22 protein-coding genes, 2 tRNA genes and 1 pseudogene are annotated in these 25971 nt (G+C 62.0%); 15 read left to right on the plus strand and 10 right to left on the minus strand.

The genetic code is table 11. The features are described from left to right. Positions 1 to 34: 34 nt before the first annotated feature. The 4 genes from MJ643_RS14655 to MJ643_RS14670 all read right to left on the minus strand — a co-directional run bounded on the left by MJ643_RS14655 (position 35) and on the right by MJ643_RS14670 (position 3150). The gene (locus MJ643_RS14655; protein WP_013974423.1) at positions 35 to 1600 is read right to left on the minus strand and encodes an iron ABC transporter permease; all 1566 of its coding nucleotides are present in this window, start codon (positions 1598 to 1600) and stop codon (positions 35 to 37) included. Then, complete coding sequence (locus MJ643_RS14660) at positions 1600 to 2613, minus strand: extracellular solute-binding protein (protein ID WP_013974422.1); 1014 nt, start codon at positions 2611 to 2613, stop codon at positions 1600 to 1602. The genes MJ643_RS14655 and MJ643_RS14660 overlap by 1 nt, the downstream gene beginning before the upstream one ends. A 275-nt stretch (positions 2614 to 2888) precedes the next feature. Continuing rightward, a tRNA-Leu gene (locus tag MJ643_RS14665) sits at positions 2889 to 2975 on the minus strand. Positions 2976 to 3063: 88 nt separating this feature from the next. Beyond that, positions 3064 to 3150 (minus strand) — tRNA-Leu (locus tag MJ643_RS14670). Between the two features lie 271 nt (positions 3151 to 3421). Between MJ643_RS14670 and rnr the strand changes: the two genes are divergently transcribed. The 8 genes from rnr (at position 3422) to MJ643_RS14710 (ending at position 13023) form a co-directional block, all read left to right on the plus strand. After that, a complete protein-coding gene (rnr, locus tag MJ643_RS14675; protein ID WP_013974421.1) occupies positions 3422 to 5998 on the plus strand; it encodes a ribonuclease R in 2577 nt (858 codons plus the stop codon). After that, on the plus strand, positions 5995 to 6741 hold the full coding sequence (gene rlmB / locus MJ643_RS14680; RefSeq protein ID WP_003259007.1) for a 23S rRNA (guanosine(2251)-2'-O)-methyltransferase RlmB: 747 nt from the start codon (positions 5995 to 5997) through the stop codon (positions 6739 to 6741). The genes rnr and rlmB overlap by 4 nt, the downstream gene beginning before the upstream one ends. A 305-nt stretch (positions 6742 to 7046) precedes the next feature. Beyond that, on the plus strand, positions 7047 to 7472 hold the full coding sequence (gene rpsF / locus MJ643_RS14685; RefSeq protein WP_013974420.1) for a 30S ribosomal protein S6: 426 nt from the start codon (positions 7047 to 7049) through the stop codon (positions 7470 to 7472). A gap of 28 nt (positions 7473 to 7500) precedes the next feature. Beyond that, entirely contained in the window at positions 7501 to 7731 is a 231-nt protein-coding gene (rpsR, locus tag MJ643_RS14690; RefSeq protein ID WP_003249563.1) for a 30S ribosomal protein S18, read from the plus strand. Between the two features lie 33 nt (positions 7732 to 7764). Beyond that, entirely contained in the window at positions 7765 to 8628 is an 864-nt protein-coding gene (locus MJ643_RS14695) for a hypothetical protein (RefSeq protein WP_003259010.1), read from the plus strand. Between the two features lie 20 nt (positions 8629 to 8648). After that, complete coding sequence (gene rplI / locus MJ643_RS14700) at positions 8649 to 9095, plus strand: 50S ribosomal protein L9 (protein WP_003249568.1); 447 nt, start codon at positions 8649 to 8651, stop codon at positions 9093 to 9095. Positions 9096 to 9208: 113 nt separating this feature from the next. Beyond that, positions 9209 to 10606, plus strand: a complete 1398-nt coding sequence (dnaB, locus tag MJ643_RS14705; RefSeq protein WP_015271992.1) for a replicative DNA helicase — start codon at positions 9209 to 9211, stop codon at positions 10604 to 10606. Positions 10607 to 10722: 116 nt separating this feature from the next. Continuing rightward, positions 10723 to 13023 carry a YgiQ family radical SAM protein gene (locus MJ643_RS14710; RefSeq protein WP_013974417.1) on the plus strand — a complete coding sequence of 767 codons (2301 nt, stop codon included), beginning with the start codon at positions 10723 to 10725 and terminating at the stop codon, positions 13021 to 13023. Between the two features lie 135 nt (positions 13024 to 13158). Here the strand turns inward: MJ643_RS14710 and MJ643_RS14715 are convergent, their stop codons facing one another. Further along, positions 13159 to 13746 carry a TIGR00730 family Rossman fold protein gene (locus MJ643_RS14715; RefSeq protein ID WP_023660590.1) on the minus strand — a complete coding sequence of 196 codons (588 nt, stop codon included), beginning with the start codon at positions 13744 to 13746 and terminating at the stop codon, positions 13159 to 13161. A 349-nt stretch (positions 13747 to 14095) separates the two neighbouring features. Here MJ643_RS14715 and azu point away from each other — a divergent pair, with 349 nt between their 5' ends. Then, positions 14096 to 14545 carry an azurin gene (azu, locus tag MJ643_RS14720; protein WP_243899843.1) on the plus strand — a complete coding sequence of 150 codons (450 nt, stop codon included), beginning with the start codon at positions 14096 to 14098 and terminating at the stop codon, positions 14543 to 14545. A 141-nt stretch (positions 14546 to 14686) separates the two neighbouring features. Here azu and nadE read toward each other — a convergent pair whose 3' ends face one another. Beyond that, positions 14687 to 15514: an ammonia-dependent NAD(+) synthetase gene (nadE, locus tag MJ643_RS14725; RefSeq protein WP_013974414.1), complete on the minus strand. Its 828-nt coding sequence runs from the start codon at positions 15512 to 15514 to the stop codon at positions 14687 to 14689. Between the two features lie 3 nt (positions 15515 to 15517). After that, positions 15518 to 16723 carry a nicotinate phosphoribosyltransferase gene (gene pncB / locus MJ643_RS14730; protein WP_013974413.1) on the minus strand — a complete coding sequence of 402 codons (1206 nt, stop codon included), beginning with the start codon at positions 16721 to 16723 and terminating at the stop codon, positions 15518 to 15520. Positions 16724 to 17191: 468 nt separating this feature from the next. Here pncB and MJ643_RS14735 point away from each other — a divergent pair, with 468 nt between their 5' ends. From MJ643_RS14735 to MJ643_RS14760, 6 genes are all read left to right on the plus strand, one after another. Then, entirely contained in the window at positions 17192 to 18328 is a 1137-nt protein-coding gene (locus MJ643_RS14735) for a branched-chain amino acid ABC transporter substrate-binding protein (protein WP_013974412.1), read from the plus strand. Between the two features lie 156 nt (positions 18329 to 18484). Then, a complete protein-coding gene (locus MJ643_RS14740) occupies positions 18485 to 19399 on the plus strand; it encodes a branched-chain amino acid ABC transporter permease (protein WP_013974411.1) in 915 nt (304 codons plus the stop codon). Between the two features lie 2 nt (positions 19400 to 19401). Then, positions 19402 to 20703 carry a high-affinity branched-chain amino acid ABC transporter permease LivM gene (livM, locus tag MJ643_RS14745; RefSeq protein ID WP_024087808.1) on the plus strand — a complete coding sequence of 434 codons (1302 nt, stop codon included), beginning with the start codon at positions 19402 to 19404 and terminating at the stop codon, positions 20701 to 20703. Beyond that, entirely contained in the window at positions 20700 to 21575 is an 876-nt protein-coding gene (locus tag MJ643_RS14750) for an ATP-binding cassette domain-containing protein (protein WP_010955466.1), read from the plus strand. The genes livM and MJ643_RS14750 overlap by 4 nt, the downstream gene beginning before the upstream one ends. Beyond that, positions 21572 to 22288, plus strand: a complete 717-nt coding sequence (locus tag MJ643_RS14755; protein ID WP_015271986.1) for an ABC transporter ATP-binding protein — start codon at positions 21572 to 21574, stop codon at positions 22286 to 22288. The genes MJ643_RS14750 and MJ643_RS14755 overlap by 4 nt, the downstream gene beginning before the upstream one ends. 595 nt (positions 22289 to 22883) lie before the next feature. Then, complete coding sequence (locus MJ643_RS14760; RefSeq protein ID WP_013974408.1) at positions 22884 to 23651, plus strand: SDR family oxidoreductase; 768 nt, start codon at positions 22884 to 22886, stop codon at positions 23649 to 23651. A gap of 98 nt (positions 23652 to 23749) precedes the next feature. Here MJ643_RS14760 and MJ643_RS14765 read toward each other — a convergent pair whose 3' ends face one another. The 3 genes and pseudogenes from MJ643_RS14765 to MJ643_RS14775 form a co-directional block, all read right to left on the minus strand. Beyond that, positions 23750 to 24847 (minus strand): AGE family epimerase/isomerase, encoded by a 1098-nt coding sequence (locus MJ643_RS14765; protein WP_013974407.1) that lies wholly within the window; start codon positions 24845 to 24847, stop codon positions 23750 to 23752. 175 nt (positions 24848 to 25022) lie between these two features. Continuing rightward, the gene (locus MJ643_RS14770) at positions 25023 to 25655 is read right to left on the minus strand and encodes a TetR family transcriptional regulator (protein WP_023662510.1); all 633 of its coding nucleotides are present in this window, start codon (positions 25653 to 25655) and stop codon (positions 25023 to 25025) included. 122 nt (positions 25656 to 25777) lie between these two features. Next, positions 25778 to 25971 (minus strand): annotated as a pseudogene (locus MJ643_RS14775) (hypothetical protein); the annotation flags it as partial.

The following is a 25971-nucleotide window of genomic DNA, read 5'->3' on the forward strand; positions in this document are numbered from 1 at the left end:
AATGCCCAGGCCGCATGGCGGCCTGGGCAAGCTTTCAAGCCTTGTTCAAATACATCCGCGTAGTCAGCAGATAAACCGGCAACCCCGAAACCACAATCAACAATGCCGCATAAGGCGCCGCCGCCGCGAACTCGACGTTGGCCGTATGCGCCCATACCTCGGTGGCCAGGGTGGTCATGCCGGTCGGGCTGAGCAGCAAGGTAGCTGTCAGTTCCTTCATGGCATCCAGGAACACCAGGGCAAAAGCTGCCGCCATGGCCGGGAAGATGATCGGCAGGGTCACCCGGCAGAACGCGGCAAAGCTGCTTGCGCCCAAGGTCCGTGCCGCTTCCTCCAGGGTAGGTGAAGCCTTGTTCAGTGCGGTGCGCACCGGCGACTGCGCCAGCGGCAGGAACAGCAGCGCATAGGCCAGCAGCAACAGTGCCGTGGTCTGGTACAGCGCCGGCACGTAATGCAGGGCGAAGAACACCAGGGTCAGGGCAATCACCAGGCCGGGCAGGGCGTGCAACAGGTATGGCAGGCGCTCGGCCCAAATTGCCAGGCGGCCCTTGTAGCGCACCACCAGGAAGCTGATTGGCAGGGCCAGTAGCACGCAGAAGCCGGCGCCGCCCAGCGACACCGACAACGAGGTGAACAGCGCCTTGGAAATGGCTGCCACTGGGAATGCCGCCGATGAACCCACGCTCAACCAGTAGCCGAGCATGGCCAGCGGAATTCCGCTGCCCAACACCGCCAGGCCCACGCAGAACAGTTGCGCCAGCACTGCCCAGCCACGCAGCCGCACCGGTTGTGCTCGCCGCGCCACACCCTGGCCGATGCGCACGTGACGGGCCTTGCCACGTACCCGCAGTTCAAGCCACAGCATCACCAGGCACATCGCCAACAGTACGGCGGACAGCATGGCCGCGTTGGCATTGCTGAACTCCAGTTCGAACTGCTGGTAAATCGCCGTGGTGAAGGTTTGCAAGCCGAGGATCGACAAGGCGCCGAACTCCACCAGCATGTGCAGGGCGATCAGCAGCGCGCCGCCCAGCATCGATGGCCACAGCAGCGGCAGGGTGACCTTGATGAATACGCCCCAGCGGCTGCAGCCCAGCGTACGTGCCGATTCCTCCAGCGAGGTATCGAGGTTGCGCAGGGTCGCGGCCACCGGCAGGAACACCAGCGGGTACTTGGACAGGGCCATGACCATGATCGCCCCGCCCAGCCCTTCGAAGTCCGAGCTCAGCGACACCCAGGTGAAGCTGCTGACGAACGACGGCACGGCGAACGGCAGGCACAGCACCACGCCCCACAACCGGCGGCCGGCCAGGTTGCTGCGCTCCAGCAGCCAGGCCAGGGCCAGGCCGACCACCATGCAGGTCAGCGTCACCCCGACCATCAGCATCAGGGTGTTGCGCATCAGCCCCCAGACAAACGGCCGCCACAGCAGATGCAAGGCTTCGCGCCAGCCGGCCTCCCAGGCTTTCATGGCAACGTACAGCAAAGGCAGCAAGCTCATCGCTACCAGGAACAGCACAGGCAGCACCACCCAGACAGAGGGGCGCTTGCGGCGCGGTACGAAGCGAACCGGCACCGGTTCGGACAGGGCGGCAGTCATCAGAGCAGGCCGACCTCGCGCTCAAGCTCGATCGCTTCCTCGGCATTGCCCAGGTCGGCTGGTGAGATCTTCGGTGGGCGCAGGTCTTCGAACGGCTTCAGGCCGCGGTCGGAGACCATGCCTTTGTGCAGCGGGTACTCGGCGGTGGTCTGGGTGATCACGCGCTGGCCTTCTTCGCTGGCCATCCAGTTGAGCAGGGCCTGGGCTTCTTTCGGGTGCTTGCTGGCCTTGACCACGGCTGCGCCGGAAATGGTGACCAGGTTGCCGGCATCGCCATCGGCCAGGTAGTAGAGCTTGGTGTCCAGCTTGCCGCGCTCGCGCTCCAGCGCATACCAGTAGTAGTTGTTCACCAGTACCGCAGCCACTTCGCCTTTTTCCACGGCTTTGAGGGCGACCATGTTGTTGGTGTAGGTCTTGCCGAATGCCTTCAGGCCGGTCAGCCATTCTTCGGTGGCTTCTCGCCCGTGCATCTTCAGGATAGCCACGGCCTGTTCCTGGAAGGCGCCGCTGGTGGGTACATAGCCGACACGGCCTTCCCACTCGGGGTTGGCAAAGTCCATCACTGTGGTCGGCAGGTCTTTCTCGTCGACCTTCTTCGGGTTGAAGACGACGATGCGCGTACGGGCGGTAATGCCCATCCAGGTGCCGTTGGCGCCAACGTACTCCTTGGGCATCATGTTCGCGGTGGCGTCATCGATCTTCGCCAGCAGGCCCAGTTCGCCCAGGTTGTTCAGGGGAGGGGACTCTTCGGTGTAGATGATGTCGGCCGGCGAGCGTTCGCCTTCCTCGATGATCTGGCTGGCCAGCTGGTTGCTGCTGCCCTTGCGGATATCGATGTGGATGCCGGTCTTGGCCTCGTAGGCCTTGGCGATGGCCTCGCCGATTTCCTTGTGCTGACCGTTGTACATGGTCAGGGTGACCGGTGCGTCTGCCATGGCGGCCGGAGCGCCGATGGCCAGGCTCAGCACGGCGGCGGCCAAGGTACGCATCAGCGGTTGCGGGCGGATCGTCATGCGGGTACTTCCTCGCTTACGGCTACATATTTGGAAACAATGGTAAACGAAATCGTTTCTCAAGTGGCCGGGTGACGAGAAATTCATGGTCAGACCATGGTGCAAGAGTCTGAAGGTGTCAGGTATTTCACTAGCCGGAAGGCCTGTGATGATTCTGTGGGAGCGGGCGCGCCCGCGAAGAGGCCGGCACAGGTTTGCACCTATGACCGAAAAGAGGAGGGATACAAAAATCGCAGGCAAGAAAAAACCCACTAGCAAGCTAGTGGGTTTTTGTATGGTGCCCAGGAGAAGACTCGAACTTCCACGACCGTTAAGTCACTGATACCTGAAACCAGCGCGTCTACCAATTCCGCCACCTGGGCAAAGCTTTACATCATCTGGAGAAGGCGACTATCGTTCGCTTTCACACAGTAGTAACAGATCCTTGGTCATCTGTTACTTGAAAATATTTGGTGCCCAGGAGAAGACTCGAACTTCCACGGCCGTTAAGCCACTGATACCTGAAACCAGCGCGTCTACCAATTCCGCCACCTGGGCACACATTCGAGATTACTTGATGCTTTACAGCGCCGCTCATCTCTACTACAACTTCGGGGTTGTCCGTCGTTGTGGTGCGCACTATACGGACGGTCCGGGGGGCTGTAAACCCCCCAAGCAAAAAAAATTTCAAAAAATTCAACTTGTTGATTCCGCAGTCCTATTCGTCCTCGCCAGACACGCCGGTGGGGCTGTCCAAGGCTGACATTTCCGGTTTCAATACGCCTATGCCAGAATTCCTATCTATATACCCCAAGGTGAACCCCTTCTGATGGCCGATTGGCAATCCCTCGATCCCGAGGCCGCTCGCGAAGCGGAAAAATACGACAACCCTATTCCCAGCCGTGAGCTGATCCTGCAGCGCCTCGCCGACCGTGGCGAACCGGCCGCACGCGAGGAGCTGGCGGCCGAGTTCGGTCTGTACGATGAAGATCAGATCGAAGCCCTGCGCCGCCGCCTGCGTGCAATGGAGCGCGATGGCCAGCTTATCTATACCCGGCGCGGCACTTATGCCCCGGTAGACAAGCTGGACCTGATCTGCGGCCGCGTCTCCGGTCACCGCGACGGCTTCGGCTTCCTTATTCCGGACGACGGCAGCGAAGATCTGTTCCTCAGCCCGTCGCAAATGCGCCTGGTGTTCGACGGTGACCGCGGCCTGGCCCGCGTCTCTGGCGTCGACCGCCGTGGCCGCCGTGAAGGCGTGCTGGTCGAAATCATCTCCCGCGCCCACGAAAGCGTGGTCGGCCGTTACTTCGAAGAAGGCGGTATCGGCTACGTGACCCCGGACAACCCGAAGATCCAGCAGGAAGTGCTGGTCACTGCCGGGCGCAACGGCGGTGCCAAGATCGGCCAGTTCGTCGAGATCAAGATCACCCACTGGCCGACCCCGCGCTTCCAGCCGCAAGGCGATGTGGTCGAGGTCATCGGCAACTACATGGCGCCGGGCATGGAAATCGACGTTGCCCTGCGCAGCTACGATATCCCGCACGTCTGGCCCAAAGACGTGATCAAGGAAGCGCGCAAGTTCCGCTCCGAAGTCGAAGAGAAGGACAAGGAGAAGCGCGTCGACCTGCGCCACCTGCCGTTCGTCACCATCGACGGCGAGGACGCCCGCGACTTCGACGATGCCGTCTATTGCGAGCCGCTGGGCAAGCTGCGCCTGTTCTCCGGTGGCTGGCGCCTGTATGTGGCCATTGCCGACGTGTCCAGCTATGTGCGCCTGGGTTCGGCCCTGGACGTCGAGGCCCAGCAGCGCGGCAACTCGGTGTACTTCCCCGAGCGCGTGGTACCGATGCTCCCCGAAGAGCTGTCCAACGGCCTGTGCTCGCTGAACCCGCATGTCGATCGCCTGGCGATGGTCTGCGAAATGACCATGAACAAAGCCGGCCAGATGGTCGACTACCAGTTCTACGAAGGCGTCATCCACTCCCACGCCCGCCTCACCTACAACAAGGTCAGCAGCATGCTCGAGCACTCCCGCACCCGTGAGGGCAAGGCGCTGCGCGAGGAGTACAAGGCAGTCGTGCCGGACCTGAAGAACCTGTACAACCTGTACAAGGTGCTGGTGGAGGCCCGTCACACCCGTGGCGCGATCGACTTCGAGACCCAGGAAACCCGCATCATCTTCGGTGACGAGCGCAAGATCGCGGAAATCCGCCCGACCGTGCGCAACGACGCCCACAAGCTGATCGAAGAATGCATGCTGGCGGCCAACGTGGCCACCGCCGAATTCCTGCAGAAGCATGGCGTGCCGGCCCTGTACCGCGTGCACGACGGCCCGCCGCCGGAGCGTCTGGAAAAGCTGCGCGCCTTCCTGGGCGAACTGGGCCTGACCCTGCACAAGGGCAAGGACCCGTCGCCGAAGGATTACCAGGCACTGCTGGCGAGCATCGCCGGGCGCCCGGACTTCCACCTGATCCAGACCGTGATGCTGCGTTCGTTGAGCCAGGCGGTGTACAGCACCGACAACAACGGCCACTTCGGCCTGAACTACGAGGCGTACACCCACTTCACCTCGCCGATCCGTCGCTACCCTGACCTGCTGGTGCACCGCGCCATCCGCAGCATCATCCGTTCCAGGGTCGAAACCCCGCACGTCAAGCGTGCCGGCGCCATGAGCATCCCCAAGGCGCGCATCTACCCGTACGACGAGAACACCCTCGAGCAGCTCGGCGAGCAGTGCTCGATGACCGAACGCCGGGCCGATGAAGCCACCCGTGACGTGGTCAACTGGCTCAAGTGCGAGTTCATGAAGGACCGCGTGGGCGAGACCTTCCCGGGTGTGATCACCGCGGTGACTGGTTTCGGCCTGTTCGTCGAGCTGACCGATATCTATGTGGAAGGCCTGGTGCACGTCAGTGCGCTGCCGGGCGACTACTACCACTTCGACCCGGTGCACCACCGCCTGTCTGGCGAGCGTACCGGTCGCAGCTTCCGCCTGGGCGACACGATCGAGGTCAAGGTCATGCGCGTCGACCTGGACGAACGCAAGATCGACTTCGAAGTGTCGGAAAAGACCCTCGCCGCCCCGATCGGCCGCAAGCAGCGTGGTGCCGCACCGGCTGCCGGCCAGGCCGAGCAGGCCCCGGTCGAGGCCAAGGCCACGCCGAAGCCGCGCAGCCGCAAGAGCGAGACCGCCGAGGCGTACTTCCCGAAAGACGCTGTGCAGCGTAACGCCGAAGTGCGCAAGAGCCGCGAAATGAAGAAGGCGCTGATGAGCGAGGCGCGCAGTGGCGGCCATGCCAGCAGCAAGTCGGAAAAGGGTGGCAAGGCCTCCGGCAAGCCGACCAAGCACCGTAAAGGCCCGTCGAAGTCCGGCGCGCCACGCAAGAGCAAGAGCAAGTCATGAGTCAGCTGGAAAAGATCTACGGCGTGCACGCCGTGCAGGCATTGCTGCAGCACCACCCGAAGCGGGTCAAGCAGATCTGGCTGTCGGAAGGGCGCAGCGAGCCGCGCCTGCAGGCGCTGCTGGCGTTGGCCGCGGAAAATCGCGTGGCGGTCGGCCAGGCCGAACGTCGTGAGATGGACGCCTGGGTAGAAGGCGTGCACCAGGGTGTGGTCGCCGAGGTGAGCCCGAGCCAGGTCTGGGGCGAATTGATGCTCGAGGAATTGCTCGAACGCACCGAAACACCACCGCTGATCCTTGTGCTGGACGGTGTGACCGACCCGCACAACCTTGGCGCCTGCCTGCGTACCGCCGATGCCGCCGGCGCCACGGCAGTGGTGGTGCCCAAGGACAAGTCCGCAACCCTGACGCCGGTCGTGCGCAAGGTGGCCTGCGGCGCGGCGGAGGTGATCCCGCTGGTGGCGGTGACCAACCTGGCGCGTACCCTGGAAAAACTGCAGCAGCGTGGCCTGTGGGTGGTAGGTACCGCCGGCGAGGCCGAGCAGGAGATCTACCAGCAGGACCTGACCGGGCCGTTGGTGATGATCATGGGCGCGGAAGGCAAGGGCATGCGCCGGTTGACCCGCGAGCATTGCGATTTCCTGGTTAAGTTGCCGATGGGCGGTAGTGTCAGCAGCCTGAACGTGTCGGTGGCGACTGGCGTGTGCCTGTTCGAGGCTGTGCGTCAGCGTCAGGCCAAGCGCTGATCTTCGGCCTGTACCGGCCTCTTCGCGGGTAAACCCGCTCCCACAGGGATCGCACAAGGCCTAAGCCCTGTGGGGTATCTGTGGGAGCGGGTTTACCCGCGAAAGGGCCGGCAGTCTGTAATGTGTTTCAGGCTGTTCAAATATTCACCAATCACCTTGCTTGTACGCCTCGCCTTCTCTACAATTGCGCCCCTTGCCGAGCTGGCAGGCGCGCATGTGCCTCCCCTCCGTGCAAGACATACAGTGTCATTCACTCCTTGTCTGACCAGATTCGCTGGCAGACTACTAACCCGTAAGGAGCATTCATGCGTCATTACGAAATCATCTTCCTGGTTCACCCGGACCAGAGCGAGCAAGTCGGCGGCATGGTTGAGCGTTACACCAAGCTGATCGAAGAAGATGGTGGCAAGATCCACCGCCTGGAAGACTGGGGCCGTCGTCAACTGGCCTACGCAATCAACAATGTTCACAAGGCTCACTACGTGATGCTGAACGTTGAGTGCACCGGCAAGGCCCTGGCCGAGCTGGAAGACAACTTCCGCTACAACGATGCCGTTATCCGTAACCTGGTCATCCGTCGTGACGAAGCCGTTACCGGTCAGTCCGAGATGCTGAAGGCTGAAGAAAACCGCAGCGAGCGCCGTGAGCGTCGTGAGCGTCCTGAGCATGCTGAATCCGCCGACGGCGACGACAGCAATGACAGCGACTCCAGCGATAACGCTGACGAGTAATCCACGGACCTTTAGAGGAGCCTATTAAATGGCACGTTTCTTCCGTCGTCGTAAATTCTGCCGCTTCACTGCTGAAGACGTGAAAGAGATCGACTTCAAAGATCTCAACACCCTGAAAGCTTACGTATCCGAAACCGGCAAGATCGTTCCAAGCCGTATCACCGGTACCAAAGCTCGTTATCAGCGTCAGCTGGCTACCGCTATCAAGCGCGCCCGCTTCCTGGCCCTGCTGCCCTACACCGACAGCCACGGCCGCTGAGACCGGGTCGTCGACAAGCAGTAAGGGATTAGCATGCGAGCGTTAGCAAGTTTCATCATGCGCGGTCGTGTGCAGGCCACCCTGGTGGTGGTCATCAGCGCGGTACTGCCGCTGCTGTTCTGGTTGAGTGCCGCTGCCGGCAGCCTTGTGCTGCTGCGGCGTGGGTTCAAGGATGCTACAACGGTCATCGCCGGCGGCCTGCTGGCCGGGCTGGCCGTGTGGGTCATGGGCGATCCCATCACCTTTCTGGTGATCGCGGGTGCCCTGGGCTTGGCTGCGCTATTGCGCGCCGAGCATCCCTGGAGCCGGGTGTTGCTGGTCAGTGCCGTGTTCGCCGTGGCTTTCAGCCTCGTGCTCGATCTGGCGCTGGCGCAAACCTTCGATGTACTGGCCAAGGCCTTTGCCGAAGCCATGCCGAAAATCGAGGGGCAGCCGGTGCTCTCCGGTGAGCTGATCCGCCCTGTGCTGGTCGCTTCCACAGCAGTGACGGTGCAATTGTTCAGTGTGCTGGCCCTGGTGCTGGCGCGCTACTGGCAGGCAGCGTTGTACAACCCTGGAGGCTTCGGTCGCGAGTTTCGCGCCCTGAAGTTGCCGAAACAGACCATGGCGGTCTTGGTGGCAGTGATGGTGGTGGCCCCGTTCATCGGGCCGCAGTTCATCGTCCTGGCATCGGCCTCGAGCCTGGTACTGGTACTGGCCGGCATCGCCTTGATGCATGGGCTGGTGGCACAGGGTCGACTGGCCGGGTTCTGGCTGGTGGGCATGTACGTGACGCTGCCGCTGATCATGCAGCTGATTTATCCGTTGCTGGTGGTTCTGGCCATTGTCGACAGCCTGATTGATTTTCGCGGTCGCAAGTCCCCCAAGGGGAATGACTCCGCGAACGGTGAAGGTTAAAAGTTAAGAGGTTTTACCAAATGGAACTGATCCTGCTGGAAAAAGTCGCTAACCTGGGCAACCTGGGCGACAAAGTAAAAGTTAAGGCTGGTTACGGCCGTAACTTCCTGCTGCCATTCGGCAAGGCCACCGTTGCCAACGCCGCCAACCTGGCTGCGTTCGAAGAGCGTCGCGCCGAGCTGGAAAAAGCAGCTGCTGACAAGAAAGCTTCGGCTGAAAGCCGCGCTGCCCAACTGGCCGAGCTGGAAGTGACCATCACTGCCACCGCTGGCGATGAAGGCAAGCTGTTCGGTTCGATCGGCACCCACGACATCGCTGACGCCCTGACCGCCTCTGGCGTTGAAGTGGCCAAGGCTGAAGTTCGTCTGCCGAACGGCACCATCCGTCAGGTTGGCGAATACGACGTAGCCGTGCACCTGCACAGCGACGTTGAAGCCACCGTACGCGTGGTCGTCGTAGCTGCCTAAGCTGCGCTGACTGTCTGGCTCCTTGTGGGGCAGGCGGTTAACATCGGGCACGGTCCTGTTTTCGACAGGCCGTGCCCTTTGTCTTTTTCATCCTCCAGAATTCTTTCGTGGCCATGAACGAGATCACCACTTCCGAACAGCTTGACCTGCAAACCGCAGCCCTGAAGGTGCCGCCGCATTCCATCGAGGCCGAACAGGCCGTGCTCGGTGGCCTGATGCTGGACAACAACGCCTGGGAGCGGGTGCTGGACCAGGTATCGGATGGCGACTTCTACCGGCATGACCACCGCCTGATCTTCCGTGCCGTGCACAAGTTGGCCGACGCCAACCAGCCATTCGACGTGGTGACCCTGCACGAGCAGTTGGACAAGGAAGGCCTTTCTTCGCAAGTCGGTGGGTTGGCTTACCTGGCCGAGCTGGCCAAGAACACCCCGTCGGTAGCCAACATCAAGGCCTATGCCGCGATCATTCGCGAGCGCGCCACCCTGCGCCAGCTGATCAGCATCAGTACCGATATCGCCGACAACGCGTTCAACCCGCAAGGGCGCAACGCCGAAGAGATTCTCGACGACGCCGAGCGGCAGATCTTCCAGATCGCCGAGGCCCGCCCGAAAACCGGCGGCCCGGTGGGGGTCAACGAACTGTTGACCATGGCCATCGACCGCATCGACACGCTGTTCAACTCCGACAGTGACATCACCGGCGTATCCACCGGCTTCACCGACCTCGACGAGAAGACCAGCGGCCTGCAGCCAGCCGACCTGATCATCGTCGCCGGCCGACCGTCGATGGGTAAGACCACTTTCGCCATGAACCTGGTGGAAAACGCCGTACTGCGTACCGACAAGGCGGTACTGGTGTTCTCCCTCGAGATGCCAGGTGAATCGCTGATCATGCGTATGCTCTCGTCCCTGGGCCGTATCGACCAGACCAAGGTGCGTTCCGGCCAGCTGGACGACGACGACTGGCCGCGCCTGACCTCGGCGGTGAACCTGCTCAACGACCGCAAGCTGTTCATCGACGATACCGCCGGCATCAGCCCCTCGGAAATGCGCGCCCGTACCCGCCGCCTGGCTCGTGAGCACGGCGAAATCGCCATGATCATGGTCGACTACCTGCAGCTGATGCAGATCCCGGGTTCGGCCGGCGACAACCGGACCAACGAAATTTCCGAGATCTCCCGCTCGCTCAAGGCCCTGGCCAAGGAATTCAACTGCCCGGTCATCGCCCTGTCGCAGCTGAACCGCTCTCTGGAACAGCGCCCGAACAAACGCCCGGTGAACTCCGACTTGCGTGAATCCGGTGCGATCGAGCAGGACGCCGACGTGATCATGTTCGTGTACCGCGACGAGGTGTACCACCCCGAGACTGAGCACAAGGGCGTGGCGGAAATCATCATCGGTAAACAGCGTAACGGCCCGATCGGCTTCGTGCGCCTGGCGTTCATCGGCAAGTACACCCGCTTCGAGAACCTTGCACCGGGCATGTACAACTTCGACGACGACGAATAAGCCACCGGCCTCATCGCCGGCAAGCCATGAATCCGACAACCATCGTCGGATTTGGTCAAAATTTGTGCTATCCTCCGCGCCCGCGATTTCCCTGCACACCAGAACCGGTCACTGACATGCAAGCAGCCAAACCACTCTACGACTATCCCAAGTACTGGGCCGAATGCTTCGGGCCAGCACCTTTCCTGCCGATGAGCAGGGAGGAGATGGATCTGCTCGGCTGGGATTCCTGCGACATCATCATCGTGACCGGTGATGCCTACGTCGACCACCCGTCGTTCGGCATGGCCATCATCGGCCGCCTGCTGGAGGCACAGGGCTTCCGCGTAGGCATCATCGCCCAGCCGAACTGGCAGTCGAAAGACGACTTCATGAAGCTCGGCGAGCCGAACCTGTTCTTCGGTGTGGCCGCGGGCAACATGGACTCGATGATCAACCGCTACACCGCGGACAAGAAGATCCGTTCTGACGACGCCTACACCCCTGGTGGCCTGGCCGGCAAGCGTCCGGACCGTGCCAGCCTGGTGTACAGCCAGCGTTGCAAGGAAGCCTACAAGCACGTGCCGATCGTACTGGGCGGCATCGAGGCTTCGCTGCGCCGCATCGCCCACTACGACTACTGGCAGGACAAGGTCCGTCACTCGATCCTGATCGACGCCAGCGCCGACATCCTGCTGTTCGGCAACGCCGAGCGCGCGGTGGTCGAGGTGGCCCAGCGCCTGTCCAACGGCGAGAAGATCGAGACCATCACCGATGTGCGCGGCACTGCTTTCGTGCGTCGTGACACGCCTCAGGGCTGGTACGAGATCGATTCGACCCGCATCGACCGCCCGGGTCGCGTCGACAAGATCATCAACCCGTACGTGAATACCCAGGACACCCAGGCCTGTGCCATCGAGCAGGCCAAGGGCGACCAGGAGGACCCGAACGAAGCCAAGGTCGTGCAGATTCTCGACAGCCCGAGCATGACCCGGGAAAAGTCGGTGATCCGCCTGCCGTCGTTCGAGAAGGTGCGTAACGACCCGGTACTCTATGCCCATGCCAACCGGGTGCTGCACCTGGAGACCAACCCGGGCAACGCCCGCGCCCTGGTGCAGAAGCATGGCGAAGTGGATGTGTGGTTCAACCCGCCACCCATCCCCATGAGCACCGAGGAAATGGACTACGTGTTCGGCATGCCCTATGCCCGTGTGCCGCACCCGGCCTACGGCAAGGAGCGCATCCCGGCCTACGAGATGATCCGCTTCTCGGTGAACATCATGCGTGGCTGCTTCGGTGGCTGCACCTTCTGCTCGATCACCGAGCACGAAGGCCGCATCATCCAGAACCGCTCGCACGAGTCGATCCTGCACGAAATCGAAGAGATGCGTGACAAGGTGCCGGGCTTCACCGGCGTGGTCTCCGACCTTGGCGGCCCGACTGCCAACATGTACCGCATCGCCTGCAAGAGCCATGACATCGAGAAGCACTGCCGCAAGCCGTCGTGCGTATTCCCGGGCATCTGCGAAAACCTCAACACCGACCACAGCTCGCTGATCGAGCTGTACCGCAAGGCTCGTGCCCTGCCGGGTGTGAAGAAGATCCTGATTGCCTCTGGCCTGCGTTATGACCTGGCGGTGGAGTCGCCGGAGTACGTCAAGGAGCTGGTCACCCACCATGTCGGCGGTTACCTGAAGATTGCCCCGGAGCACACCGAGCGTGGCCCGTTGGACAAGATGATGAAGCCGGGCATCGGCACCTATGACCGCTTCAAGCGCATGTTCGAGAAGTTCTCGAAAGAGGCGGGCAAGGAGCAGTATCTGATCCCGTACTTCATCGCCGCGCACCCGGGCACCACCGACGAAGACATGATGAACCTGGCCCTGTGGCTGAAGGGCAACGGCTTCCGTGCCGACCAGGTGCAGGCGTTTTACCCGTCGCCGATGGCTTCGGCCACGGCCATGTACCACTCGGGCAAGAACCCGCTGCGCAAGGTGACCTACAAGAGCGAAGGTGTGGAGATCGTCAAGAGCGAGGAGCAGCGTCGTCTGCACAAGGCGTTCTTGCGTTACCACGATCCGAAGGGCTGGCCGATGCTGCGTGAGGCGCTGCAGCGCATGGGCCGTGCCGACCTGATCGGGCCGGGCAAGCACCAGCTGATCCCGCTGCACCAGCCGCAGACCGATACCTACCAGAGTGCTCGCCGCAAGAACTCGACCCCGGCGGGTAGCCACAAGGTGGGCAAGGAGCAGAAGGTCCTTACCCAGCACACCGGCCTGCCGCCGCGTGGCAGTGATGGCAGCAAACCGTGGGACAAGCGTGAAAAAGCCAAGGCCGAAGCGTTTGCGCGTAACCAGCAGGCGGCCAAGGAGCGCAAGGAAGCGGCCAAGGGTGGCAAAGGCAACAAGAAGCCGCGCCAGCCGGTCATTCCGCGCTAACTGATCCATATCGGGACCGCTTTGCGGTCCTTTCGCGACACAAGGCCGCTCCCACATCGATCGGCGTACGAAGTGCTGTTGTGGGAGCGGCCTTGTGTCGCGAAAGGGCTGCAAAGCAGCCCCGAAATCTGGAAATCAGTCAGGCTTCTTGTCGACCCACTTCGGCGCCACAGGCGCAACAAAGCTGTCCATCCCGTCCAGCAGCTCATCGGGCTGCTGCCCCAGCAGCAACATCGCCCGATGCTGCGGCCGCACGAAGCCTTCTTCGACGATATGGTCGAGGAACCCGCCCAGCTTCTCGTAGAAACCGTTCACATCCAGCAGCCCCAGCGGCTTGGCGTGATAGCCCAATTGCCCCCAGGTCCATACCTCGAACAACTCCTCCAGCGTACCCAGCCCACCGGGCAGGGCGATAAAGGCGTCGCTCAGTTCGGCCATGCGTGCCTTGCGCGCGTGCATGCCGTCGACCACTTCCAGGCGGCTGAGGCCCTTGTGGCCGATTTCGGCATTCATCAGGCTCTCGGGGATGATTCCGATCACTTCGCCACCGGCCGCCATGGCCGCGTCAGCGACGGTGCCCATCAGGCCAACTGCGCCGCCGCCATAGACCAGGGTCAGGCCGCGACGGGCTATCGCCTGGCCCAGCGCGATGGCCGCTTCACGGTAAGCGGGGTTGGCACCAATGCTGGCGCCGCAGAACACACAAACGGAACGTACGGGCATTGCTCATCTCCGGTCACTCAGGCTGACAGGGTAAGGCCCATGTCCTACAGTTCCAAGGCTGGTTTCACTCCGGTCGGGAGAATTCGCAGATGGCGCCGGTCGCTCCATGGGCGTAGGCCGCCAGCAGGCTGTTCATCAGGCTACCAAGGGTCATTTCGTATTGCTCCTAAATGAGAGGTTGTCCCATCGTCCAATAAAAGGGCATGATGTGCCCTTGAATTGGTTGTATACAATCCATTGAACAATTCTACTGGCTGGCCTCTTGACAGCCCCTTGACCCATATCAGCAAGGGGCTGAACGGTTTCAGGCAGTCTCGCAATTGATAAAACCCTGCCAAGGAGATTCATGATGTTTGCGAAAGCTGTAGCGGTATCCCTGCTGACCCTCGCCAGCGCTTCTGTCTTCGCAGCCGAGTGCTCGGTGACTGTCGACTCCACCGACCAGATGTCCTACAACACCAAGGAAATCACCGTCGACAAGAGCTGCAAGGAATTCACCGTCAAACTGACCCACTCCGGCAACCTGCCGAAGAACGTCATGGGCCACAACCTGGTGATCAGCAAGACTGTCGACATGCAGGGCATTGCCACCGAAGGCATGAGCCAGGGTCTGGAAAAGGACTACATCAAGGCTGACAACGCCGCGATCATCGCCCACACCAAGATGATTGGTGCTCCTGAGAAGGAGACCGAGGTGAAGTTCGATGCTACCAAGCTGGAAGCCGGTGGCGACTACAGCTTCTTCTGCACCTTCCCGGGCCACATCTCGATGATGAAGGGCAAGGTCGTCGTCAAGTAATCAAAAGCTGACGGTGAACCCTGTGGGAGCGGGTTCATCGGGACGCCGAACCGCCGCGAATGCAATGGTGAGCCCACCGACATATTCGCGGCGGTTCGGCGCCCCGATGAACCCGCTCCCACAGGTCTTTCTACAGCCTGATCAAGGGGCGAACGGCAGTTCGCGCTTGTGCTGGGTCTTGCGGTAGGTAGCGACGATGATATCGAACGCTTCCTGGTCAACCGGCTGCCCATGCAGGAAGGCATCGATCTGCTGGTAGGTCACGCCATGGGAGGCTTCGTCCGGCTTGCCCGGTGCCAGGTCTTCCAGGTCCGCAGTCGGCACCTTCTCCACCAGTGACTCCGGCGCACCGAAGCTGCGCGCAATCGCCCGCACCTGGTTCTTCACCAGCCCGCTCAGCGGCGCCAGATCGCAGGCACCATCACCGAACTTGGTAAAGAAGCCCATCACCGCCTCGGCGGCGTGGTCGGTACCGATCACCAGGCCCGCGCGGGCACCGGCGATGGTGTACTGGGCGACCATGCGGGTACGCGCCTTGACGTTGCCGACCACGAAGTCCACCAGCGTCGGCGAGCCGTTCTTCAACTCCACCACTTCAGCCGCAAGCGCCCGTACTGCCGGGGCGATATCTACGGTGTGCACTTCGTCGGCCTTGATCACTTCCAGGCACGCCTGGGCGTCATGCTCGTCATGCTGGACCTGGTAAGGCAGGCGCACGGCGATGAAGGTGTAGGCCTTGTCGCCGGTTTCGGCGCGCAGCTCGTTGATGGCGCGTTGGGCGAGCAGGGCGGCGGTCAGCGAGTCGACGCCGCCGCTGATGCCCAGCACCAGGGTCTTGAGCCGGGCGTTGGCCAGGCAATCCTTGATGAACGCCACGCGCCGGGCCACTTCGGCCTCGAGCGCGGCGGCGTCGGCGAACGGCGGCTGTACCTTCAGCGCCTGGGCAATCTCTTGCTGAACCGCTTGCATGGGTTACTCCTTGCTGGGGACTTTGAATACATGGCGCATATAGGCGACGAAGTTCTCGTCGCGGCATTGGGTCTTGGCGGCTTCGTCCGAAATCTTCGCTACCGGCGCGCCGTTGCAGTCGGTCATTTTAAGCACGATGCTCATCGGGGCCACACCCGGGATGTCGCAAGTCAGGTTGGTGCCGATGCCAAAGCTGACGTTGATGCGACCGCGCAGGGCTCGGAAGATTTCCAGCGAGCGGGTCAGGTTGAGACCGTCGGAAAACACCAGGGTCTTGGTCATCGGGTCGATACCCAGTTTCTGGTAATGGGCAATGGCTTTTTCCGCCCATGCCACCGGTTCGCCCGAGTCGTGGCGCAGGCCGTCGAACAGCTTGGCGAAGTACAGGTCGAAATCGCCGAGGAAGGCATCCATGGTGATGCAGTCGGTCAGGGCGATACCGAGCAGGCCGCGGTACTCGCGCACCCAGCAGTCCAGCGCGGCGATCTGGCTGTCGATCAGTCGCGGGCCGAGTTGCTGGTGGGCCATGATCCATTCATGAGCCATGGTACCCAGCGGCTTGATATCCAGTTTCCATGCCAGGTCGACGTTGCTGGTACCGACGAAGCGGCCCGGGAAATCGTCGCGCAGCACGCGCACCACTTCTTCCTGCACACGGCTGGAAAAACGCCGGCGGGTGCCGAAGTCGGCCACTTGCAGTTCGGCCAGTTCCTCTTCGTTGGCATGCGCGCGCAGCCAGTCGAACTTGCGGTATAGCTGGTCGCGGGCCTCGGCCAGGCGCATGCGCGGGTGCAGATGGCGGTTGCGCACTTCGCTGATGATCGCCAGCAGCGGCACTTCGAACAGGATCACATGCAGCCACGGGCCTTTCAGGCGCAGGAACAGCTGGTCGTTTTCTATCCCCAGGCGTACGTAGCGCAGGTTGAAGCGGAACAGGCGCAGAAAGCGCAGGAAATCTGGCTTGAGAAAGCTGATGCGTTCGAGAAAGGCCAGCTGGCCGTCATCCAGGGTGAGGTCGCTGAGCAGTTCGAGCTGGTTGCGGATCTCGCCGAGGTAGGGGCGCAGGTCCTCGCCGTTGCGGCAGCGGAATTCCCATTCGACGTCGGCGTCCGGGTAGTTGTGCAGCACGCCCTGCATCATGGTGAGTTTGTAGAAGTCGGTGTCGAGCAGGTTGTGCACGATGCGCTCGGCGAATGCGCTCTCGCTCATCAATGGGGCTCCGGAAGCGGCGAATGGCGGACATTGTGCCAGCCTTTTCGGCCTTGTTGTGTCTGGGCTGGCCTCTTCGCGGGTGAACCCGCTCCCACAGGGCCGCGTATCTGCCAAAACAGAGGTGTTTTTTCGCGCACCAGCTAGCCTTGAAACGGTGCCGCCTGTAGCAGTCGCGCACCAGCTGTGTGCAGTTCGGTGACGTCCGCTGTTACAGGGCGGTTGCACGTAAACACTTGCCAGGGTTGCAATGATGGCACTCGACGGTTGCTCCTTGTCTGTACGTGTGGTGGCGCCTGCCGCGTGGCAGACGGTTGCACGCTCAATAAAGAAAAGGCCGTCGGTCGCCTGCAGGCAACCTGCGCAGTGTGTTTTGCCGGAAGACAAAACCTATGGCACGGCCCTTGCTCTGAGCACAGGGCTGAGAAGTTGTAGTGCCAACCAAAAAAACTCTAGGAGCACCACCTCATGTCGCAGACGTTTTACAAGAAAGGTTTCCTGGCTCTGGCCGTAGCTACGGCACTGGGTGTTTCTTCGTATGTTCAGGCCGACGTCAAGATCGGTGTAGCGGGCCCGATGACTGGGGCTAACGCAGCGTTTGGCGAGCAGTACATGAAAGGTGCGCAGGCAGCGGCCGACAAGATCAACGCCGCCGGTGGCGTGAATGGCGAGAAAATCGTACTGGTCAAGGGCGATGACGCCTGCGAGCCGAAACAGGCCGTGGCTGTGGCCAACCGCCTGGTCGACCAGGACAAGGTGATCGGCGTGGTCGGCCACTTCTGTTCCTCCAACACCATCCCGGCCTCCGAGGTGTATGACGAGGCTGGCGTCATCGCCATCACCCCGGGCTCCACCAACCCACAGGTCACCGAGCGCGGCCTGGGCGCCATGTTCCGCATGTGCGGTCGTGACGACCAGCAGGGCATCGTCGCCGGCGACTACATCGTCGACGTACTCAAGGGCAAGAAAGTCGCGGTGCTGCACGACAAGGACACCTACGGCCAAGGCCTGGCCGACGCGACCAAGGCACAGCTGGAAAAACGCGGCGTCAAGCCGGTGCTGTACGAAGGCCTGACCCGCGGCGAGAAGGACTTCAGTGCCGTGGTCACCAAGATCCGTTCCACCGGTGCCGACGTTGTCTACTTCGGCGGCCTGCACCCGGAAGCCGGCCCGCTGGTACGCCAGCTGCGCGAGCAGGGCCTGAAGGACGTCAAGTTCATGTCCGATGACGGCATCGTCACCGACGAACTGGTGTCCACCGCTGGCGGCGCGCAATACGTCGATGGCGTGTACATGACCTTCGGCGCCGACCCGCGCCTGCTGCCGGACAGCAAGGCGGTGGTGGAGGAGTTCCGCAAGGCCGGTACCGAACCTGAAGGCTACACCCTGTACGCCTACGCCTCGCTGCAGGCCCTGGCTGCCGCGTTCAACGGCGCCAAGTCGAACAAGGGCGAAGACGCTGCCAAGTGGCTCAAGGCCAACCCGGTGAAGACCGTCATGGGCGAGAAAAAGTGGGACTCGAAGGGTGACCTGACCGTGTCCGACTACGTGGTCTACCAGTGGGATGCCCAAGGCAAGTACCACCAGCTGGAAAAACAAAAATAACAACGGCCCACGGCCCGGGCGCGTCAGCCCCCGGGCCAAAGCCCCGCGGTACCTGTCTTTATCCGTAGATCTGCACAGTACTGCGCTGCGAGGGCCGCCTGTTCCAGGCCCGCCGTGGTCGGCGCTCGTGCAATCTCAATCAGGTGAGATTGCGTTATGGATGGTATTTTCCTGCAGCAACTGGTCAACGGCCTGACCCTCGGGTCGGTCTATGGCCTGATCGCCATCGGCTACACAATGGTCTATGGCATCATCGGCATGATCAACTTCGCGCACGGCGAGGTGTACATGATTTCCGCGTACCTCGCGGCGATCAGCCTGGCATTGCTGGCTTATTTCGGTATCGAGTCGTTCCCCCTGTTGATGCTGGGCACCCTGTTGTTCACCATCGTCGTCACCGGCGTGTACGGCTTCACCATCGAACGCATCGCCTACAAACCCCTGCGCAACTCCACCCGCCTGGCACCACTGATCAGTGCCATCGGCATCTCGCTGATCCTGCAGAACTACGCGCAGATCAGCCAGGGCGCCCGCCAGCAAGGCGTGCCAACCCTGCTGGAAGGCGCCTGGCGTGTCGAAGTGGGCACCGGCTTCGTGCAACTTACCTACACCAAGATCTTCATCCTGGTGGCAGCCTTCGTTGGCATGGGCCTGCTCACCTATGTGATCAAGTACACCAAGCTCGGCCGCATGTGCCGTGCCACCCAGCAAGACCGCAAGATGGCCTCGATCCTGGGCATCAACACCGACCGGGTGATTTCCTACGTGTTCGTCATCGGTGCGGTTATGGCTGCCCTGGCCGGCGTGCTGATCACCATGAACTACGGCACCTTCGACTTCTACGCCGGCTTCATCATCGGCATCAAGGCGTTTACCGCCGCGGTGCTCGGCGGTATCGGCTCGCTGCCTGGCGCCATGCTCGGCGGGATCATCCTGGGCATTTCCGAGTCGCTGTTCTCTGGCCTGATCAACTCCGACTACAAGGACGTGTTCAGCTTCTCGCTGCTGGTGATGATCCTTATCTTCCGCCCACAAGGCCTGCTGGGTCGCCCGCTCGTGGCTAAGGTGTGAACATGTCCATTGCCAAAACTGCCTCTGTTCCTGAAAGCAAAAGTTTCGATATCAAACGCAGCCTGCTGGAGACCATCGTCGCCGGCCTGCTGGCACTCATCGTGTTCGGCCCTGTCGTTGGCGTGGTGCTCGACGGCTACACCTTCAACGCCGAGCCGCGGCGTGTGGCCTGGCTGGTTGGCGGGGTGATGCTGGGCCGCTTCCTGCTCAGCCTGTACCTGCAGACAGCCGCCGGCTCGCGCATGCTCCAGGGCTTCGAAAGCGGTGGCTCGGGCGTGCATGTGCGCGCGCCGAACTACGTATCGCGGCTGCGCTATATCATCCCGGCGCTGGTGGTGATCGCCATCGTCTTCCCGATTTTCGCCAACAAGTACCTGCTGACCGTCGTCATCCTCGGCCTGATCTACGTGCTGCTGGGCCTGGGGCTGAACATCGTGGTCGGCCTGGCCGGCCTTCTCGACCTGGGCTACGTGGCGTTTTATGCCATCGGCGCGTACGGCCTGGCGCTGGGTTACCAGTACCTTGGCCTGGGCTTCTGGAGCGTGCTGCCACTGGCGGCCATAGCTGCGGCGCTGGCGGGGTGCATACTCGGTTTCCCGGTGTTGCGGATGCACGGCGACTACCTGGCGATCGTGACCCTGGGCTTCGGCGAGATTATCCGCCTGGTGCTGAACAACTGGTTGTCGTTCACCGGCGGCCCCAACGGCATGCCGGCACCGGCGCCGACCTTCTTCGGCCTGGAGTTCGGCCGTAGGGCCAAGGACGGTGGGGTACCGATCCACGAGTTCTTCGGCTTCGATTACAACGCCAACCTCAAGTTTGTGTTCATCTACGCGGTGCTGTTCATCGTCGTGCTTGCAGTGCTCTACATCAAGCATCGCCTGACCCGCATGCCGGTCGGCCGTGCTTGGGAAGCGCTACGCGAAGACGAGATCGCCTGCCGCTCGATGGGCCTGAACCACGTACTGGTCAAGCTCTCGGCGTTTACCCTGGGTGCCTCCACCGCCGGCTTGGCCGGGGTGTTCTTTGCCACCTATCAGGGCTTCGTCAACCCGTCGTCGTTCACCTTCTTCGAGTCGGCGCTGATCCTCGCCATCGTCGTGCTCGGTGGTATGGGCTCGACCGTAGGCGTGGTGATCGCCGCCTTCGTGCTGACCGTGGCACCCGAGCTGCTGCGCAGCTTCTCCGAATACCGCGTGCTGCTGTTCGGTGTGTTGATGGTGCTGATGATGATCTGGCGACCGCGTGGGCTGATCCGCATCAGCCGTACCGGTGTGACCCCGCGTAAAGGAGTGGCGCCATGAGCGACGATATCATTCTCTCGGTCGACAACCTGATGATGCAGTTTGGCGGCATCAAGGCGCTCAGCGATGTCAGCCTGAAGGTCCGGCGCAACCAGATCTTCGCTTTGATCGGCCCCAACGGTGCGGGCAAGACCACCGTGTTCAACTGCCTGACCGGGTTCTACAAGGCCAGTGGCGGGCGCATCGAGCTGAACGTGCGCGGTAGCCACACCAACGTCATCCAGCTGCTCGGCGAGCGCTTCCAGGCGGCAGACTTCGTCTCCCCGGCGCGCTTCGCCAACCGCATGTACTACAAGATGTTCGGCGGTACCCACCTGGTCAACCGCGCCGGCCTGGCACGCACCTTCCAGAACATTCGCCTGTTCAAGGAAATGTCGGTGGTGGAGAACCTGCTGGTGGCGCAGCACATGTGGGTCAACCGCAACCTGCTGGCCGGGGTACTCAACACCAAGGCCTACCGCAAGGCCGAGAGCGACGCGCTGGACCACGCGTTCTACTGGCTGGAAGTGGTCGACCTGGTCGATTGCGCCAACCGCCTGGCTGGCGAGTTGTCGTACGGCCAGCAGCGCCGCCTGGAAATCGCCCGGGCCATGTGCACGCGGCCAAAGATCATCTGCCTGGACGAACCGGCGGCTGGCCTGAACCCACAGGAAACCGAGGCCCTCAGCCGCATGATCCGCGTGCTGCGCGACGAGCACGACATTACCGTGGTGCTGATCGAACACGATATGGGCATGGTCATGAGCATTTCCGATCATATCGTGGTGCTCGACCACGGCAACGTGATTGCCGAAGGCGCGCCGCAGGATATCCGCCACAACCCGACGGTGATCGCCGCCTACCTGGGTGCAGATGAAGAGGAACTGGTATGAGTGCACCCATTCTGGAATTGAAGGACCTGGACGTGTTCTACGGCCCTATCCAGGCGCTGAAGAAAGTCTCGATGCACATCAATGAAGGTGAGACGGTCAGCCTGATCGGCGCCAACGGCGCTGGCAAGTCGACCCTGCTGATGTCGATCTTCGGCCAGCCGCGGGCGGCGTCGGGGCATATCGTGTACCGCGGCACCGACATCACTCGCAAGTCGTCGCATTACATTGCCTCCAACGGCATCGCCCAGTCGCCGGAAGGGCGCCGGGTGTTCCCCGACATGACGGTCGAGGAGAACCTGATGATGGGTACCATCCCCATCGGTGACAAGCATGCCGACGAAGACATGCAGCGCATGTACGAGCTGTTCCCGCGCTTGAAAGAGCGGCGTAACCAGAGGGCCATGACCATGTCTGGTGGCGAGCAGCAGATGCTGGCAATTGCCCGCGCGCTGATGAGCCGGCCAAAGTTGTTGCTGCTGGACGAGCCATCGCTGGGGCTGGCGCCGATCGTGGTCAAACAGATCTTCTCGACCCTGCGTGAGCTGGCCAAGACCGGCATGACCATCTTCCTGGTTGAGCAGAACGCCAACCATGCGCTGAAACTGTCGGACCGGGCTTATGTGATGGTCAACGGGCAGATTCGCATGAGCGGGACGGGTCAGGAGCTGTTGGTCAACGAAGAAGTGCGCAACGCCTATCTCGGCGGGCATTGAGTTGCTTTCGGGGGCCGCAAAGCGGCCCCCGAAGCCAATGTGGACAACCTTTCAAACACCTCTCCCCAATTACTCCACAACCCCACCACAAACCCTTGTTTCCACAGGATCATTTTTTCCACGGTTAATGTGGAACCGCCTGTGGAAAACATGGTGGCATCTCGCTCAAGCCCTTTGATACCAAGCCCTGCATAGTCATGATCATTTTTTGATCAATTGCACCTTGTGGATTATTTTCCAAGGTTTTTCAAAGCCCTGCATTCATTCCAGGCGTTGCGAAAAGCCTGTGGATAACCCTGTGAAAAAGCCTTGGACAGACCGCTACAGACGGCATGCTTGAAAGCCTTGCGCCATCACCGAAAAGATATCCACCGACCATAAGTCGCTGAAAGGGTTCCGTACCGTGGACAAGTTGCCCCCAATCCGTGGGGAAAGCCTTGTGGATAACGTGCGCATAGCTGGTGCCGAGCCGTCTGCTGTAAGGGTTTGCCACATATGATCAAAAAATGAACAGTATCCCGGGCGGGTTGCTGCAAGCACGCGGCGCGGGCATGCTGCAAGACTGCCGATGACAATCCACCGTGAGGAACAGAGCATGACGTCCACCGTATTCATCACTGGCGCGACTTCCGGTTTCGGTGAGGCCACTGCCCGCCGTTTTGCCGAAGCTGGTTGGAAGCTGGTGCTCACTGGCCGCCGCAAGGAGCGCCTGGACGCCCTGTGCGCCGAATTGTCGGCCAAGACCGAAGTACACGGCCTGGTGCTCGACGTGCGTGACCGCAAGGCCATGGAGCAGGCCATCGCCAACTTGCCGGCCGGCTTCGACAAGTTGCGCGGCCTGGTCAACAACGCAGGCCTGGCGCTAGGGGTGGACGCGGCGCAGAACTGCAGCCTGGACGACTGGGAAACCATGGTCGATACCAACATCAAGGGCCTGATGTACACCACTCGCCTGCTGCTGCCACGGCTGATCGCCCATGGCCGTGGGGCGTCGATCCTTAACGTAGGTTCCGTGGCGGGCAACTACCCGTACCCAGGCAGCAACGTGTATGGCGGCACCAAGGCCTTCGTCGGCCAGTTCTCGTTGAGCCTGCGCTGCGACCTGCGGGGCACGGGCGTGCGCGTCAGCAATATCGAGCCGGGCCTGTGCGAGAGCGAGTTCTCGCTGGTGCGCTTTGGCGGTGACCAGGCCAAATACGACGCCACCTACGCCGGTGCCGAGCCGATCCAGCCGCAGGACATCGCCGAGACCATCTTCTGGATCCTCAACCAGCCGGCGCATATCAATATCAACAGCCTCGAGCTGATGCCGGTGAGCCAGGACTGGGCAGGGTTCTCGATCGACCGGTCGGTCAAAGGCTGATCCGAGGGCCTCTTCGCGGGTAAACCCGCTCCCACAGGTACTGCACCGGTTTCAGAGCAGGCGCTATCCCTGTGGGAGCGGGTTCACCCGCGAATGCGTCAGCCCAGGCGCTGCAACCCTTCCAGGCAAGTCGCCAAGTGGTAGGGCGTAGTCGAAGGCATATCATGCCGGCTGACACTGCCTTGCCCATCCCGGCACTCATACCAGCCCGCCTCACGCAGGAACCGCGTTTCCAGAGCCTGCAACTGCCCGGCAAGCTTGCTCTCGCCCCCTGTCCGCAACACCAGCGCCCGCAGGTACTCCGCCTGCGCCCAGATCCGCTGGGTGGCGTCGAGCACCTGGCCATCCACATCCAGCATCGCCAGCACAGCGGCATCCTTCACCCCGTATTGCTCGGCGTAGCCGAAAGCCCGGTCGATGGACGCATGCAGCGGCGTATCTCGCAGCAGTGACGAGGTATGCAGGAGGTAGAACCACTCGAACTGGTGCCCCGGCTCGAACCAGTTATCCACAGTGCCGCGTGGCTTTTCCAGCATCAGGCCGTGGGCGGGGTCGATGAAGTGTTCCTGCAGCGCGTCGCACAGGTGCAGCAACGACTGCCGGGCATGCTTGTCGTCACGCACCGCCAGCACCTGCAGGAAGGCTTCGGCCAGGTGCATCTGCGGGTTTTGCAGCGGGCCGCTGCCAAGGTCTGCCCAGTCTTCAGCGAGGCTGGCTTCGTACAGGCCGTCGTCGCGGGCGAACTGCTGGTCGATGATGTCCAGCGCGGCGTTCAGCGTGGACTCCACCAGGTTTTCACGCACCTTGCCCCAGTAGTGCGCACAGGCGAAGACGATGAACGCGTGGGTGTAGAGGTCCTTGCGCCGGTCCAGCGGTTTGCCCTGGGCGTCGATGCTGTAGAACCAGCCGCCGTGTTCGGCGTCGTGGAAGTGCTTCTGCAGCGAGCGGAACAAGGCGGCCGCACGCTCGGCTGCGCCCGGTTGCCCGATGCGGCTGCTGAACAGGTAAAGCTGCCTTGCGCAGGCCATGGCCCGGTAGCGCTGCACCGGCAATGGCTGGTGCTGCGCGTCCAGTGCCTCGTAGGGCAGGGCCATGTCGGCGTTCCAGCCCGGGCCTTGCCACAACGGCACGATGCGTTCGGCGAAGTGCTGGTTGAAGCGGGCCAGTTCGGGCAGGGTGGGGCGGGGGTCGGACATTTCGGCGCTCGTCGCTGTCGGGCAGGGCGCCATGGTAGCAGAACTGGGTTGTGGGTAGCCTGTGCCGGCCTCTTCGCGGGTGAACCCGCTCCCACAGGTATTGCGCTTCCCTCAGGTCCGGTGCCGTACTTGTGGGAGCGGGTTCACCCGCGAAGAGGTCAGTACAGGCTACCGATCAGCTCGGGTTGCCAAGCCCCTGCCAATGCCGCGCCCCTACGAAGATGAAGCGCAACTGCTGGGTGATCTTTTCCTGCGGCGTCAACGCCTGTGGATAACCCGCTTCGGGGCTGTCGATAAGCTCGGGCAGGGTGGCGAACACGGTCTTCACCACCAGGTCGGCCATCACCGCCAGCGCGGCGCTGTCCAGGTGCTGCCAGCGCTTCATCCGCGCCAGGTCGGTGGCCAGGTCGTCGCTGATGTCCTGTCGCAGGCGGGCGATGGCCTGGCGTACGGCCTGTGAACCGCCGTACTGCTCACGGGCGAGGAACAGGAACTGCGCACGGTGGGCGGCGACCACGTCAAGGAAGATGCGCACCGAGGCGTCGGTGATGCCGCCCAATTCGAATTCGTTGTGGCGCACCAGGCGGATGGTCTGGCGGAAGGTGGTGTCGACCTCGGCAACCAGGGCCAGGCCCAAGGCGTCCATGTCGGAAAAATGCCGGTAAAAACCGGTGGGTACGATGCCGGCCGTCTTTGCCACTTCGCGCAGGCTGATACTGCCGAAACCACGGCCACTCTCCATGAGCTGGCAGGCAGCATCGAGCAGGGCCTGGCGGGTCTGTAGCTTCTGTTCGGCGCGCGGCAGCATGGTGCGGGCTTCTATGGCGGTAAGGCTGGGCACTCTAGTTAAAAAAACAAAGCCCGGTCAATGGACCGGGCCTGGAGGGGAGCTGGCGTTGTGACATAGGTTGTTCTTTTCGGTCATGGCGATCAGCTCACACGGCTGATTTCAACCAGGCGATCGGAACCACCCTCGGCAACACGGCCAGTACGTTCGATCAGGCGATCGGAGCCACCCTCGGCAACGCGGCCAGAACGTTCGATCAGGCGATCGGAACCACCCTCGGCGACGCGGCCAGAACGTTCGATCAGGCGATCGGAACCACCCTCGGCGACGCGGCCAG

The sequence above is a fragment of the Pseudomonas sp. PNPG3 genome, assembly GCF_023093815.1.
Lineage (GTDB): Bacteria > Pseudomonadota > Gammaproteobacteria > Pseudomonadales > Pseudomonadaceae > Aquipseudomonas > Aquipseudomonas asiatica.